The following is a 14670-nucleotide window of genomic DNA, read 5'->3' on the forward strand; positions in this document are numbered from 1 at the left end:
GTGCCGTTAATCGCCCAGTTAAGCTAGCCCTCTTGTGCAACCCGGGTTATCACGAGGTATCGAGCAAAAGGAGCTTGGCGATGTGTGACGATCTGACCGCAATCGAAGAAGAACGCGCGCTGGAATTCCAGGGGATCGATCGCCGCGGTTTTGCTGCGCTGGGCGCGGCGGGGCTGGGTGCCCTGGCTGCACCGCTGGCTGGGTCCGTTCCGCAAGGTCTGACGGAACGGATGGTCACCCTCGCCACGCCGGATGGCAAGATGGATGCCTTCTATGTGCATCCCGCCAAGGGCAAGCACCCCGGCGTGATCCTGTGGCCAGACATTGCCGGCCTGCGCGATGCCTACAAGGTGATGGCGCGGCGCCTGGCGGCCGATGGTTATGCGGTGCTTGTGCTCAACCAGTATTACCGTTCTGCTCCCGCCCCGCATTTCAAGGCCATTGCCGAATGGCGGACGCCGGAGGGGCAGGCCAAGCTGCGGCCGATGATCCCGTTGCTCACCGCCGGAGCGATAGGGCGTGATGCGCGCGCCGCGGTTGGCTGGCTCGACAAGCAGGCTGCGGTCAACGTGAAGCGCGGGATCGGCGCGGCGGGATACTGCATGGGCGGGCCGTTCACCGTCCGCACGGCCCACGCTGCACCGGGCCGGGTTCGCGCCGCGGCATCGTTCCATGGGGGTGGCCTCGTAACCGACAAGGCGGACAGTCCGCACCTGCTGCTGAAGGCAACCAGGGCCGGCTACCTGTTTGCCATTGCTCGCAATGATGATGCCCGCGCTCCTGCAGACAAGGACGCCTTGCGCGCGGCGGCAAATGCCGCTGGCCGGGCCGCGGAAGTAGAGGTTTACCCCGCCGACCACGGCTGGTGCACGATTGACGCCCCGGTCTATGACAAGGTTCAGGCCGACCGCGCCTGGGCCCGGATGCTGTCGCTGTTCCGGGGGCTTTAGGCTCCGGAGCAGAATTCGCGGCGGTTGTCGCACGCCTCTCCCGCTCCCATATTCACCCAGCAAGGAGACCGGACATGGCAGACAAGCTGAACCTGACCGAAGCCGAATGGCTGGAAAAGCTGGGGCCCGAGCGGTACCACATCCTGCGCCAGGCCGGGACCGAGCGGCCCTTTACCGGCAAGTTTGAGCGCAACAAGGAGACCGGAACCTATACCTGTGGCGGCTGCGGCGCGCCGCTGTTCGCTTCGGACGACAAGTTCGATTCCGGCTGCGGTTGGCCCAGCTACACCGCGCCGCTGCCGAGCGCGCCGATCGATGAGCTGGTTGATACCAGCCACGGTATGATCCGCACCGAAGTGCGCTGTGCCCGCTGCGATGGCCACTTGGGCCATGTTTTTCCCGATGGTCCGGCCCCAACCGGGCTGCGCTATTGCATCAACAGCGCCAGCCTGGATTTCGAGCCGGAGGAATAAGCGCGCGCCCTGCATCAATTCTGCGATTCACCCCAGGTTACAAATCGCCTATGCAGAGCAGGACTGAGCCTTTGCCGGCTCGCTGGAGGGATTAGCAGACCGCAATGGCGCGCAAGGATGTAAAGGGGCGCGGTACGCCCGAACGCGAGGAACCGTCAGGATTTAGACGGTTTGTCCGCAGGCTGGTTGTCTGGGCAGTGTCGCTGGCCGTAGTTGGTGTGCTGGCGCTTGGCGTGGCGGTCGGCCTGACGGCGCGTTCGCTGCCGGAGTTTGAAGAGCTTAAGGGCAGCCAGGTTGGCCAGACCATTCTGGTGCGTGCCCGCGACGGCACCGAACTTGTCTCGATCGGGCCCAGCTATGGCCGTTGGCTCAGCCATGAGCAGATCCCGCAAATTATGCGCACGGCGATGGTTTCGGTAGAAGACCGCCGCTTCCATTCGCACCCCGGGATCGATCCGATCGGGCTTGCCCGTGCAGGTTTCGTCTCGATTTCGACCGGCAAGTCGGTCCGGGCGACCTCGACGATCACCCAGCAGCTGGCACGAACCGTCTTTCTGAACAACAACCGCAGCTATACCCGCAAATTGCGCGAGGCGGTGCTCGCCCTGGCGATGGAATGGAAATTCTCGAAGGACCAGATCCTCGAGCTTTACCTTAACAAGGTCTATTTCGGTGGCGGGGCCTATGGCGTCGATGCGGCCAGCCGCAAGTTCTTTGGCCATCCGGGCACCGAGATCACCTTGCCCGAGGCGGCGATCATCGCCGGCCTGGTCAAGGCGCCGTCGCACTATTCGCCCACTGCCGACAGCGAAGCCGCAATCGGCCGCGCCAAAGTGGTGCTGTCGGTGATGAAGGACAATGGCGATGTGACCCCTTCGCAGGCCGCCGCTGTCGATTTTGGCGCCATCAAGTTCGCGGCTGAAAAGGGCCAGAATTCGGTGCGCTATTTCACCGACTGGGCACTGCCGCAGCTTGACTTGCTGCTGCCTGACAACACCCAGGCGATCGAAGTCTGGACCACGCTTGATCCCAAGATGCAGGCGGCGGCGACCCAGGCAATCGAAACCAACACCCCCAAGGGTGCGCAAGGCGCGCTGGTCAGCATGGACCGCGATGGCGCGGTGCTGGCGATGGTCGGGGGCACGGACTACATCTCGTCCAACTATAACCGCGCCGTTAACGCTGTACGCCAGCCGGGTTCGGCCTGGAAGCTGTTCGTCTATCTGGCTGCGCTTGAGGCCGGCTATACGCCGAATGACCGGGTGGTCGATGAGCCCGTCACGATCGACGGTTGGAGCCCGCGCAACTCAAACGGGACCTATGCCGGTGAGATCGATGTTCGCACGGCCTTTGCCTATTCGAAAAACACGGTGGCGGCGCAGCTCGGCAACGAGGTGGGCTTCAGCGCGGTGGCGGGGATCGCCCGCCGCTTTGGCATCAGTACGCCGATTTCGACCGTGCCGTCGATGGTGCTGGGTACCAACGATGTCCGCGTGATTGATATGACCCGCGCCTTCGCCGCCGTTTCGGCCAAGGGTCGCGCGGTTGATCCCTATGGCATTACCAAGGTCCAGACGGTCGACGGCAAGGTCCTGTACCAGCGCGAGGTCCGGGAAGGGCCGATGCTGGTTCCGGCCTATGTATCGGCCGGGATTACCGACCTGCTGCAAAGTGCGGTCAGCACCGGCACAGGCCGCGCGGCCAGCATTGGCCGGCCGGTTGCGGGCAAGACCGGCACGACCAATTCGAACAAGGACGGCTGGTTCCTTGGCTTCTCGAGCGGGATCACCACTGGGGTTTGGATGGGCCGCGACGATGCCAAGGCGGTGCCGGGCCTGCAGGGCGGCACCGCCCCGGCTCGCGCCTTTGCCGCATATATGACCACTGCCGTGGCGAGCCGACCGGTCGAAAAGTTCGATACCGAGGTGACCCTGCCGGCCTGGCAACTGGAGCCGGACGACGAGGCGCAGCTTAGCGGCAATCCGGACGAATACTATTATGCCGACGATCAGGGGAACATGGTTGAGCCTGACCGGCAAGAGCAGCTTCCTGCAGGGGGTGCGGAACCGAAGGCTCAGCCGCCTGCCGCAAATGATGAGTTCCTGCGCGAGGCAACCGGCAGTCGTCCCGGATGACGCACAACAAAAACCCCCGCCGGTCACAGGGCGGGGGTTGTTGTATGCAGCAGCTTATAAGCCAGTTAGCGAATGCGCACCGGCAGGTAAGCAGCCGGCTGGCCGCGGCGCTGGACACGCAATAGCACCGCAGCGCGGTTCTCAGCCTTAGCAGCGCGGATAATCGATTCCAGATCGGCAATGGTAAGCACGTCGCGATAATTTGCCGAGAGGATCACATCGCCGCGCTGCAGGCCCTTGGCCCCAGCGTCTGACGTGCCATCGACCACCGAAATCACCAGTCCGCGGGTGTCGGCAGGCAGGCCAATCTGGCTGGCGATCTGCGGGGTCATCGGCAGAACCGAAAGGCCCAGCGCACGCTCGGCCAGCCCTTCGCCCTGCTTTTGCGGCGCGCGGTTATACCGGTCATCCGCGTCAGGGGTTGCCGGCGCGAACGTCTGCTTGGCCAGTTCCTCTTCGCTCGGGCGCTTGCCGACCGTGGCAGTCAGCGTCAGGCGCTTGCCATTGCGCATCACCTCGATCGGGATCCGCTTGCCGGGGGCTGTATTGGCGACGATGAACGACAAGGTGTTGTCAGGCGCAACTTCCTTATTGTCGACCTTCACCACCACATCGCCCGGCTGCAGGCCCGCTGCGGCGGCAGCCTGGCCCGGCTGAACGGTCTGAACCAGTTCGCCCCGGTTGCGGGCCAGACCCAGCGAGTCGGCCACGTCTTCGGTCACGGGGACGATCGTAACGCCAAGGTAGCCGCGCTCGATCGCCTGGCCGCGCATCAGCTTGTCGACGACCGGGGCCGCAATATCCGCGGGAATGGCAAAGCCGATCCCGACATTGCCCCCGGTGGGCGAGAAGATGGCATTGTTGATGCCGATCACATTGCCCTTCATGTCAAACAGCGGGCCACCCGAGTTGCCGCGGTTGATCGAGGCATCGGTCTGGATGTAGCGGCTGGCGCCCGATGAGCGGTGGACCGCCGAGACGATCCCCGAAGTCACCGTGCCGCCCAGGCCGAAGGGATTGCCGATGGCGATCACCCAGTCCCCAACGCGGGCTGCTTCGCTGTTGCCAAACTTGACGAAGGGCAAGGCTTTGCCCGCATCGATCTTGAGCACGGCCAGGTCCGATTGCGCATCGCGGCCGATCAGGCGGGCGGTGTGCTCGCTCCCGTCGCTCAGCGTTACGGTAATCGACTGGACTTCGCCCTGGCCATCGGCCGTGATCACATGGTTGTTGGTGACCACATAGCCATCGGCCGAAATGATAAAGCCCGAACCGAGCGACTGTGCCTCACGCGTGGTGGCTCCGCCGTTGCCACCGCCGAACAGGTCTTCGAATGGGGTACCGGCAAAGGGATTGCCATTGGCCACGCGCACGCGCTGGCGCGTGGCGATGTTCACCACCGCAGGCTGCAATTGCTGGGTCAGCTCGGCAAAGCTGGCTGGCGCACCGGCGCGGGGCACAACAGCTTCCATCCGGGCGGCGTCGTTCTGCGCAACCTGTGCCCCGGCGGGAATGCCGGTCAGCACCGAAACGGCCGCACCTCCAACCAGAAGTGCACTCGTTACTCCATAGGCGTATCGCACGTGTTCAGCTTCCTCTTCAAATTCGTTACACCCTGCACCGGGCGCGGGATGGATTCAATCGTTCCAGCCTGAACCGGAATTGAATGGTTCCACCAACGTCACTTACCGGCCTTTGAACTGCCGCAGGTATTCGTTGTTTGGCGACAGGATGATCGTGCTGCTGCCCTTGTTCGCCTGATTGGCGAAGGTGGCGTCATAGCTCTTCATCGCCCGGTAGAAATCATAGAAGGCCGGGTCCTTGCCAAAGGCGGCGGCATAAATCTGGGTTGCTTGCGCCTCGGCTTCCGAGGTGATCAGCTGAGCCTGTTTCTGGCCCTGGGCCTGGATCGTGGTTGCCTCCTGCTCACGTGCGGCCTGCATGCGGGCGAACGCGGATTCAAGCGCGCCGGCGGGCAGGTCAGCGCGTTGGATCCGCACGTCGATCACCTGGGCGCCATATTCACGGGCCTGCCGATCAAGGTTCTGCTTGATCTGCGTCATCGCTGCGCCGCGTTCGGCATTGAGCAGCGATTGGAAGGTGCGCTTGCCCAGTTCCTGGCGCAGAACCGAAGTCATGATCGGCTGGAGCTGGCTCATCACCCGGTCGGTTGTGCCGGCGGTCTTTACCATCTTGACCGGGTCGATGATCCGGAAACGGGCATAGGCCGTGACTTCCAGCCGCAACTGGTCGGTCGATAGCACGGTCTGACGCTCCATCGGGAAGGAGAGCAGCCGCTTGTCGATCCAGACCAGCTGTTCGATGAACGGAATGCGCCAGCTAATCCCCGCGCCGGTCGAACCGAAGGCCTGGTTGGGCTTGAAGGCGTTGATCTTGCGGACCGGCTCACCCAGTCGCACGACCACCACCTGCTGCGTTTCAGGCACGATCACGATCGAGGACATCGCCACGATCGCGGCTGCACCCAGCGCCAGCACGGCGCCCTTGTTGCGTTGCCACAGGCTGGTCAGCATCACTGGCCTCCCGCGGCAGGCGCCGCTTCCGGCGCACGGCGGCGCAGTTCAGGCAAGGGCAGGTAGGGCGTTACGCCATTGGCTTCGACAACGACCTTGTCGTTTGATGACAGCACGCGTTCCATGGTTTCGTAATACATTCGCCGCTTGGTTACTTCGGGGGCCAGCCGGTACTCGGCATAGACCTTGTCAAAGGCCGCGGCCTCACCCTCGGCGCGGGCCAGGGTCTGCTGCGCCCAGGCCTGGGCATTGTTCTTGTCGCGCTCGGCCAACTGCTGGGCAACGTTGACCTTCTGGAACGCGTCAGCAACCTTTTCTGGCGGATCGGCCTTTTTGATATCGACCCCGATTACGTTGACGCCGGTGCGATAGGCATCAAGGATGTCCTGCATCCGGCGGCGGGTGTTTGCTTCCAGCTGGCCGCGGCCGGTGCCATCCCACACGGCCTTCAGCGGCACTTCGGCCACCGACAGGCGCATGGCCGCTTCGGCCACGTCGCGCACGGTTGACTGGGGGTCGGTCGAAGCGAAGGTGAACTGTTCCAGGTTCTTGATGTTCCAGCGCACCTGATAGGACAGGTCGATCAGGTTCTGGTCGCTGGTCAGCACCAGGTTTTCGCCCTCGCCCTCGGGGATCACATCATTGGTGACCGAGGTGACATCGCGTGTCTCAACCTTCTGGAATGGCCAGGGCGCCGTGAAGTTAACGCCCGAACCGATCGTGCGGCTGTACTTGCCAAAGGTTGTGACGATGCCCTGCTCCTTGGGGCTGAGCTGGTGGGTCGAGCTGCTGAACAGCCACAGCAGCGCCACGCCACCCAGGATCACCGGCCACCAGCTCTTGCCGTTGGCGCGCGGTGGGAGCGAGGGGAAGCCCCCACCGCCGCCGCCTCCACCACCGGGGCCCTTGCGCTTGGCGCGGAAGATGTCCTCTATATTGGGCGAACGGCGTTCACCGGCATAGTCGTCCGGCTTGAGCCACGGATTGCGCGGGCCCGATGGGCCGGGCGGATCGCCGGCCGGTGCGCCATCGCCGGGCGGAGTTGCAGGAGGCTCTTCGCCACCGCCGCTGCCGCCAGCATCGTTTCCATTGCCCCACGGGCTCTTGCGCCCAGCCATAGCCAGCCACTGACCCGGCCTGAAACTGCCATTTGCACTCATGCACTTCGTTATAGGTAGTACTGGACCAAAAAACAGGGTCTCGCTGCGCTTTTTCCTTGCTAGGGGGCAGGCCATAGCAAACGGAGCCCCCAATTGAGCAATACTGATGCACTGAAGTCCCTTTTGCCCCCCCTGGCCCAGGCCCGGTTGCAGTCACTGCGGCTGGCTGATGGCGCGGCCACGGTGATCCTTGATGCCAGCGGCTTTGACGGGATCGAGCGAGACCGGCTGGAGGCAGCGGTGAAGGAAGCGCTTGGCGCTGCGCCAGACGTAAACGAAGTCCGCGTGGCGATGATGGCAGACAAGCCCAAGCGGCGGATCGTCGCGGTCGGTTCAGGCAAGGGGGGCGTTGGCAAGTCGACTGTTTCGGCCAACCTGGCCGTTGCTCTGGCCCGGTTGGGCCGCAAGGTCGGACTGGTCGATGCCGATATCTATGGCCCGTCGCAGCCACGTCTTCTGGGCACCGAGGGCAAGCGCCCCGATGCCCGTGAAAAGCAATTGCTACCGGTGCCCAGCGCATTCGGTGTTGGCGTCCTGTCGATGGGCAACCTGATTGAGCCAGGCAAGGCGATCGCCTGGCGCGGACCGATGGCGGGCAATGCCCTGGGCCAGCTGGTTGATGCCGATTGGGGCGCGGCCGAGATCCTGGTGGTTGACCTGCCGCCCGGCACGGGCGACGTGCAGCTGACCATGCTCCAGCGCCACAAGCCGGCCGGAGCCGTGATTGTCTCTACCCCGCAGGACCTCGCGCTGATCGACGCCACCCGGGCGATGCAGCTGTTCGAAGTCGGCCAGGTGCCGGTGATCGGGCTGGTCGAGAACATGGCCGGCTATGCCTGTCCGCACTGCGGCGAAGTGTCCGATCCGTTCGGGCGCGGCGGCGCCGAAGCCGAAGCGGCAAGGCTGGGCCACGCTTTCCTCGGACGGATCCCGCTTGATCTCGCGATCCGTCAGGCCAGCGATGCCGGTGTCCCGCCGGCTGCAGGCGATGGCCCGCAGGCCGAAGCGTTCCTCGCCCTGGCCCGTCGCGTGGCGACCTGGTTGGACAATAGCTGATGCAGCTGACGCGGCGGGGCGTTCTGATCGGAGCCGGGGCAGCCGGGGGCCTGTTGGTCGCCTGGGCACTGACCCCGCGCCGGTTCGATCCGCCGCTCGCCGCGCGAGAAGGCGAAACCGCTTTCAATGCCTGGCTCAAGATCGGGCGCGATGGCGTGGTGAGCGTTGCAGTGCCCGATCTGGAGATGGGGCAGGGGATCACCACGCTGCTACCGCAGGTCGTGGCCGTGGAACTGGGCGCGGACTGGCGCCAGATCGCGGTCGAACCGGCTCCGGTCAGCGGTGCCTATGCCAATGCCCCGCTCGCCGCCGAATGGCGCAGCATGTGGATGCCGCTGCTGCCGGATATGGCTGAGGGCGAGGATAGCGTTCTTGCCAAGCGCTTTGGCGAGCGCGAAGCTTTCATGGTCACGGCAGACGGCACCAGCCTTGCCGCGCACGAAGCCGCTGCCCGCGCGGCGGCCGCAACCGCCCGCGCGATGCTGGCCATGGCTGCCGCTGCGCGCTGGGACGTCACATGGGAGGAGTGCGAGGCGCGCGCCGGGTTCATCACCCACGGCAAACGGCGTGCCAGCTTTGCCGATCTGGTTGGAGAGGCCATGGCCTTCGATCCGCCCAGTCCGCCGGTGCTGCGCCCGCTGGCTGCGGCCGAGCGCGCAGTCGATCAGCCCGCTGGCGTCCGCCCGGCCTTCCCGCGTCTGGACCTGCCCGCAAAAGTTGACGGCAGCTATGCCTTTGCCGGCGACATTCGCCTGCCCGGCATGGTCTTTGCCGCGATCCGCCACGCACCGCAGGGTGAGGCAAGGCTGGGTACCCATGCTGCAGAAAATGCTGCACCGGTAAGCGGCCTGCTGCGTCTGGTCGAAGGGCCAGATTGGCTTGCGGCCGTGGCGCATGACTGGTGGTCGGCCGAACGTGCCCTGACCCTGATTGCGCCCAATTTTGCTGCGCAGCAAAAGCCCGACAGTGCCGTGATCGACCGACTGCTGGGCGAGGCGCTGCGTAGCGGCGATGGCAGTGAAATCGCGGCATCCGGAGATGGCGATCTGCTCCATGCTCCCTTTGACCATGCGCGGCTATACCGCATTGCCCCGGCGCTCCATGCCGCGCTTGAAACGGCCAGCGCCACGGCCCGCGTCAGCGTGGACCGGGTTGAATTGTGGGTCGCCAGCCAGGCCCCACAAGCCGCGCGCAAGGCCGTGGCGAAGGCGCTCGATCGCCCGCTGGAAGAGGTGGTGCTTTACCCCGTTGGCGCTGGTGGCAGCTTTGATGCCCGGCTTGATGCGCCCCATGCGGTTGAGGCCGCGATCATCGCGCGCGAAGTCGGCAAGCCGGTGCAGCTCAGCTGGTCGCGCTGGCAGGAAGCGGTGCGCGACCTGCCACGTGCCCCGGCGCAGGCTGCGCTGGCTGCCAAGACCGCGCCCGATGGCTCGCTTGCCGCGCTCAAGCTGCGGGTGGCCATGCCGGCGACGACGGCCGAATTTGGCGCGCGGCTGTTCAAGGGGGCTGATCCGCTGTCTGCGCGCGCCGCGCAGGGGCGGGCCGATCCGCTGGCGCTGGCGGGTTGCGTTCCGCCCTATACGATCCCGCACCTGTTGGTGGAACACGTGCCCGTGGCGCTGCCGCTTTCGACCGGGCGCTTGCGCGGCAATGCCGCAGCCCTGGGCTGCTTCCTGATCGAAACTTTCGTTGATGAGCTGGCCGTGCGTTCGGGCCGCGAAGGCCTGTCCTATCGCATGGCCATGCTGGGGCAGGACATCCGGCTGGCGAATTGCCTGCAACGCGCCGCGACTCTGGCCGAATGGAGCGGCGGCCGAGGCGGCTCAGGGCAGGGCCTGGCCTGCCACCGGATGACGCTTGACGACCGCGTAGGGCGCATCGCGCTGGTCGCCGCTGCCCGGCACGACGAACGCGGCATCCGTGTCGACAAGCTGACTGCCGTGCTCGATATCGGGCGAGTGATGAACATGGACATTGCCCGCCAGCAGGTTGAGGGCGGGCTGCTGTTCGGGCTGGGCCTCGCCCGCGGGCAGAGCACTGCCTATGCCGATGGCCTGCCGCTGTCGGGCCGGCTCAGCCAGCTGGGCCTGCCGCTGCTGGTCGATTGCCCGGAAATCGAGATCGAGTTCATCGAAGGCGATGCGCCGCCGTTCGATCCGGGCGAACTGGGCGTGGCTGTGGCCGCTCCGGCGATCGCCAATGCGCTTTATTCTGCGGGATCCACCCGCATGCACACCTTACCGCTTACCGGGGAACTTGCATGAACCTGCCCGCTGGCCACCCTCCTGTTGTCGCACCGCGCGTCGGCGTGTTGCTCGTCAACCTGGGGACGCCCGACGCACCCACGCCCAAGGCGGTTCGCCGCTATCTGAAGGAATTCCTGTCCGATCCGCGCGTGGTCGAGATTCCCAAGCTGGTCTGGTGGCCGATCCTCAACGGGATCATTCTCAATGTCCGGCCAAAGAAATCGGCTCATGCCTATGAACAGGTCTGGGGGCCCGATGGATCCCCGCTTGCCACGATCACCAAGGCCCAGGCAAAGTTGCTCCAAGGCCAGCTGGGCGAAGGCATCATGGTCCGCTGGGCGATGCGCTATGGCAATCCGGCGATGGGCACGGTGCTGGCGGAAATGAAGGCCGCCGGGTGCGAGCGGATCCTGATCGCGCCGCTTTACCCGCAGTATTCGGGCGCGACGACGGCAACGGTGGTTGATGAGCTTGGCCGGCAGCTGGCGGCCATGCGCTGGCAGCCCAGTACCCGCACCCTGCCGCCCTATTACGATGATCCGCTGCACGTGGCCGCGCTGCGTGACAATCTGGCCCGCCAGCTGCGTGCGCTGCCGTTCGTACCTGAAGTGCTGCTGCTTTCGTTCCATGGTATGCCGGACCGGACCTTGCACCTTGGCGATCCCTATCACTGCCAGTGCCGCAAGACCGCGCGGCTGGTGGGCGAGGCGCTGCGGGCAGAGTTCCCCGCCTTGCGAATCGAGACGAGCTTCCAGTCGCGCTTTGGCCGCGCCAAGTGGCTGGAGCCCTATACCGAAGAGACACTGACCGCCCTGGCCAAGGGCGGGGTAAGGCGGCTTGCCATTGCCGCGCCGGGCTTCTCCGCCGACTGCCTGGAGACCCGCGAAGAGCTGGCAATTCGCGGGCGCGAGGTGTTCGCGGAGGCCGGGGGGCTTGATTTTGCCGCGCTAGACTGTCTCAATACGTCATCTGCGGGGATGGCCATGCTCGAGGCGCTGGTGCGGCGCGAGCTTGGGGGATGGATTTAATCGTTCGATTAAGTTACATCAGTGTCAGTAACGGCAAAAGGACCCCCCCATGGCCACGCTTGCTCCTGAAGCCCCGAAGTTTACCCATTGGAGCCAGTCCCAGCCCAAGGATGCGCTTGCGCATATCCCGGGTGAGGATGGCTGGCCGATCCTGGGCAACACCTTGCAATTGCTGGCCGATCCGGCCGGCTTCGGCAACCGCATGCGCGCCAAGTATGGTGATATCTATCGCAACAACAGCTTTGGTCGCCGCGGCGTGATCATGTTCGGCGCCGATGCGAACGAACTGGTGCTGTTCGACCGTGAAAAGATCTTCTCGTCGGAACAGGGCTGGGGCCCGGTGCTGGATCTGCTGTTTCCGCGCGGGCTGATGCTGCTCGATTTCGATCATCACCGCGCTGATCGCCGTGCGTTGTCGATCGCTTTCAAGCCGGGGCCGATGCGCCACTATGCGGGTGCGCTCAACCGCGGCATTTCCGAACGGGCGGAGGAATGGCGCGGCCAGGAAATCCTGTTCTATCCGGCGATCAAGCAGCTGACGCTAGATCTTGCCGCCGATAGCTTCCTGGGCGTGCCGCTGGGGCCCGAAGCCGATGCGATCAACAAGGCCTTTGTTGACATGGTCCAGGCCTCGATCGGCGTGGTCCGCAAGCCGCTGCCCTTCACCGCGATGGGCCGCGGGGTGGCGGGGCGCAAGTTCCTGCTCGATTACTTCACCCGCGAAACGCTGAAGCGGCGCGAAGCGGGGGGCGGGCAGGACATGTTCAGCCAGTTCGCCACGGCCACGCGTGAGGATGGCTCGTTGCTGCCGGTTGACGAAGTGGTCGATCACATGATCTTCCTGATGATGGCCGCGCATGACACGATCACCAGCTCGGCCACCTCGCTGGTTTGGCTGTTGGCCAAGAACCCCGAATGGCAGGACAAGTTGCGCGCTGAAATCCTGGCCGTGACGGGCGGTGAAGGGCGGCCGCTGTCCTATGACGATCTGGGCAAGCTGGACCTGACCGAAATGGCCTTCAAGGAAGCACTGAGGCTGATCCCGCCGGTCCCCTCGCTGCCGCGCCGCGCGCTCAAGGACTTCACCTTCAAGGGCGTGCGCGTGCCTGCGGGAACCCCGGTCGGCATCAGCCCGGCGGCGGTCCACATGGAGGAAGAGCACTGGCCCGAGCCGGCCAAGTTTGATCCCATGCGCTTCACGCCCGAACAGGTCGCCAAGCGGCACAAGTACGCCTGGGTGCCGTTCGGCGGCGGGGCGCACATGTGCCTGGGGCTGCACTTTGCCTATATGCAGGTGAAGGTGCTGATGGCCCACCTGCTCAGCCGCTACCAGATCGAGATCGCCCCGGGTTATGAACCCGAATGGCAGCCATGGCCGATCCCCAAGCCCAAGGACGGGCTGAAGGTGACCTTCAAGCCGGTCTAATCGGCTTTCGGCAGGTACTTGACCGGATCAAGTGCGACGCGATTGCGCCGTACTTCGAAATGGAGCTGTGGCTCATTCGCTAGACCGGTTTCGCCGACCAGGCCGACGCGTTCGCCTGTCTTGACCTTGTCACCGTCCCGCACGGTGATCTTGTCGAGGAACGAGTAGGTCGTCGTCCAGCGGCCACCGTGGTGGATGATGACGGTCAGGCCGTATTCCTTTGGCCCCTGCCCGGCGAAGATCACCGTTCCAGCCGCTGCGGCGCGGGCGGCCGTGCCCTTGTCCGCCTTGATATCGATCCCGTCGTGGAAGGACGCATTGCCGTTGCGGGTCGCAAAGCCGCGGCGAATATCGCCGTTAAGCGGCCAGGCAAACCGTGCGGGCGGCTGAGTGCTTGTAACAGGCGCGCCGGGCGCCGGCCCTGGATCGGGCGCCATCCGCACCGATGTTCCCGCTGGGGGTTTGAAAGCAGTTGAGGGCAAAGCCGCAGGCGCGGCATCTGCCAACGGCGGCTTTGCCTTGGTCAGGGTGGGGATCACCAGCTTTTGCCCGGTCTGGATCGGTTTCTTGGGATCAAGTCCGTTGGCGGCAGCGATGGCTGACCAGGTTACGCCATAGTCCAGCGCGATGCCCAGGCTGGTTTCCCCATCCTTCACCGTGTGGGTGCGGCGACGGGGGATGACCAGCTTTTGGCCGGCACGGACCATGTAGGGTTCCTTGAGCCCGTTGGCCTCGATGATCAGCAGGCGCGGCACCGCCGCGCGGTTGGCAATGCCGCCCAGTGTCTCACCGGGCTGCACGACATATTCGGTTGCCGTCTTGGGATCATCGTTTGCCAAGAGCGGGGCGGCGGCCAGCCCGATAAGGGCCAGCGCGATACCGGCCCGCCGCATCAGCTGAAGCGTCCCGCCAATTCGGAAAGCGAACCCTCGTGGGTCAAATCGAGCTGCAAAGGTGTTACCGCCACAAAGCCATCCTGGATTGCCTCAAGATCGGTCGCATGACCGGGGGTATGTTCTATACCATTAAGACCAAACCAGAAATAGCGATATCCGCGCGGATCGATTCCTTCCACAACCGTCCCGCGCGAGTAGTCGTGGAAGCCCTGCCGGACCACGCGGATGCCCTTGACCTGATCCGCCGAAATGGCCGGGAAATTGATGTTGACCAGGGTGCGCGGGGCGAAGGGCAGGTCTAGCAGCGGGGCGATCACCTTGGCGCCCCAGGCCTCGGCCGCGCCGAAGGGAACGGCATCGCCCATGCCTTCGCTGGCGTAGACCTGGCTCAGCGCGATTGAGCGGATTCCGGCCAGCGCGCCCTCGATCGCGGCCGAGACCGTGCCCGAATAGGTCACGTCATCGCCCAGGTTGGCACCGCGGTTTACGCCGGACAGGATCAGGTCGGGTGCGGCGGGCATGATTTCCCGCAGCGCCATCATCACCGCATCGGTTGGCGTGCCCGACACCGAAAAGCGCCGATCGCCATGTTCACGCAGCCGCACCGGGCGCGACAGGGTAAGCGAGTGGCCTGCGCCGGATTGCTCCTCTGCCGGGGCGACGATCCACACGTCATCCGAAAACTGCCGCGCAATTGCCTCAAGCACGGTCAGGCCCGGGGCGAAGATCCCGTCGTCATTGGTCAGGAGGATGCGCATGGCGACCT

The 14670-nt window shown here is 64.9% G+C and carries 12 protein-coding genes; 7 read left to right on the forward strand and 5 right to left on the reverse strand.

The features are described from left to right. The first annotated feature begins 80 nt into the window (after positions 1–80). The 3 genes from RQP55_RS10735 to RQP55_RS10745 all read left to right on the forward strand — a co-directional run bounded on the left by RQP55_RS10735 (position 81) and on the right by RQP55_RS10745 (position 3558). Positions 81–950 (forward strand): dienelactone hydrolase family protein, encoded by an 870-nt coding sequence (locus RQP55_RS10735; protein ID WP_315610194.1) that lies wholly within the window; start codon positions 81–83, stop codon positions 948–950. A gap of 74 nt (positions 951–1024) precedes the next feature. After that, positions 1025–1423: a peptide-methionine (R)-S-oxide reductase MsrB gene (msrB, locus tag RQP55_RS10740; protein ID WP_315610195.1), complete on the forward strand. Its 399-nt coding sequence runs from the start codon at positions 1025–1027 to the stop codon at positions 1421–1423. Between the two features lie 104 nt (positions 1424–1527). Beyond that, positions 1528–3558, forward strand: a complete 2031-nt coding sequence (locus RQP55_RS10745; protein WP_315610196.1) for a PBP1A family penicillin-binding protein — start codon at positions 1528–1530, stop codon at positions 3556–3558. Positions 3559–3623: 65 nt separating this feature from the next. Here the strand turns inward: RQP55_RS10745 and RQP55_RS10750 are convergent, their stop codons facing one another. The 3 genes from RQP55_RS10750 to RQP55_RS10760 all read right to left on the reverse strand — a co-directional run bounded on the left by RQP55_RS10750 (position 3624) and on the right by RQP55_RS10760 (position 7210). Continuing rightward, positions 3624–5141 carry a Do family serine endopeptidase gene (locus RQP55_RS10750; RefSeq protein WP_315610197.1) on the reverse strand — a complete coding sequence of 506 codons (1518 nt, stop codon included), beginning with the start codon at positions 5139–5141 and terminating at the stop codon, positions 3624–3626. 102 nt (positions 5142–5243) lie between these two features. Next, positions 5244–6092: a protease modulator HflC gene (locus tag RQP55_RS10755; protein ID WP_315610198.1), complete on the reverse strand. Its 849-nt coding sequence runs from the start codon at positions 6090–6092 to the stop codon at positions 5244–5246. Next, positions 6092–7210 (reverse strand): protease modulator HflK, encoded by a 1119-nt coding sequence (locus tag RQP55_RS10760; RefSeq protein WP_315610199.1) that lies wholly within the window; start codon positions 7208–7210, stop codon positions 6092–6094. Before RQP55_RS10760 ends, RQP55_RS10755 begins: the two co-directional genes overlap by 1 nt. 333 nt (positions 7211–7543) lie before the next feature. Between RQP55_RS10760 and RQP55_RS10765 the strand changes: the two genes are divergently transcribed. From RQP55_RS10765 to RQP55_RS10780, 4 genes are read left to right on the forward strand one after another with little or no spacing between them, the layout of a single operon-like run. Further along, positions 7544–8308, forward strand: a complete 765-nt coding sequence (locus tag RQP55_RS10765) for an Mrp/NBP35 family ATP-binding protein (protein WP_315610268.1) — start codon at positions 7544–7546, stop codon at positions 8306–8308. Further along, positions 8308–10572: a molybdopterin cofactor-binding domain-containing protein gene (locus tag RQP55_RS10770; protein ID WP_315610200.1), complete on the forward strand. Its 2265-nt coding sequence runs from the start codon at positions 8308–8310 to the stop codon at positions 10570–10572. Before RQP55_RS10765 ends, RQP55_RS10770 begins: the two co-directional genes overlap by 1 nt. Further along, positions 10569–11582 (forward strand): ferrochelatase, encoded by a 1014-nt coding sequence (hemH, locus tag RQP55_RS10775; protein WP_315610201.1) that lies wholly within the window; start codon positions 10569–10571, stop codon positions 11580–11582. The genes RQP55_RS10770 and hemH overlap by 4 nt, the downstream gene beginning before the upstream one ends. A gap of 49 nt (positions 11583–11631) precedes the next feature. After that, entirely contained in the window at positions 11632–13008 is a 1377-nt protein-coding gene (locus tag RQP55_RS10780; RefSeq protein ID WP_315610202.1) for a cytochrome P450, read from the forward strand. Here RQP55_RS10780 and RQP55_RS10785 read toward each other — a convergent pair. Both RQP55_RS10785 and surE read right to left on the reverse strand, forming a co-directional pair. Beyond that, the gene (locus RQP55_RS10785; protein WP_315610203.1) at positions 13005–13901 is read right to left on the reverse strand and encodes a M23 family metallopeptidase; all 897 of its coding nucleotides are present in this window, start codon (positions 13899–13901) and stop codon (positions 13005–13007) included. The genes RQP55_RS10780 and RQP55_RS10785 overlap by 4 nt on opposite strands. Then, on the reverse strand, positions 13901–14662 hold the full coding sequence (surE, locus tag RQP55_RS10790) for a 5'/3'-nucleotidase SurE (RefSeq protein ID WP_315610204.1): 762 nt from the start codon (positions 14660–14662) through the stop codon (positions 13901–13903). Before surE ends, RQP55_RS10785 begins: the two co-directional genes overlap by 1 nt. Positions 14663–14670 lie beyond the last annotated feature (8 nt).

The organism is Novosphingobium sp. APW14, assembly GCF_032337075.1.
Lineage (GTDB): Bacteria > Pseudomonadota > Alphaproteobacteria > Sphingomonadales > Sphingomonadaceae > Novosphingobium.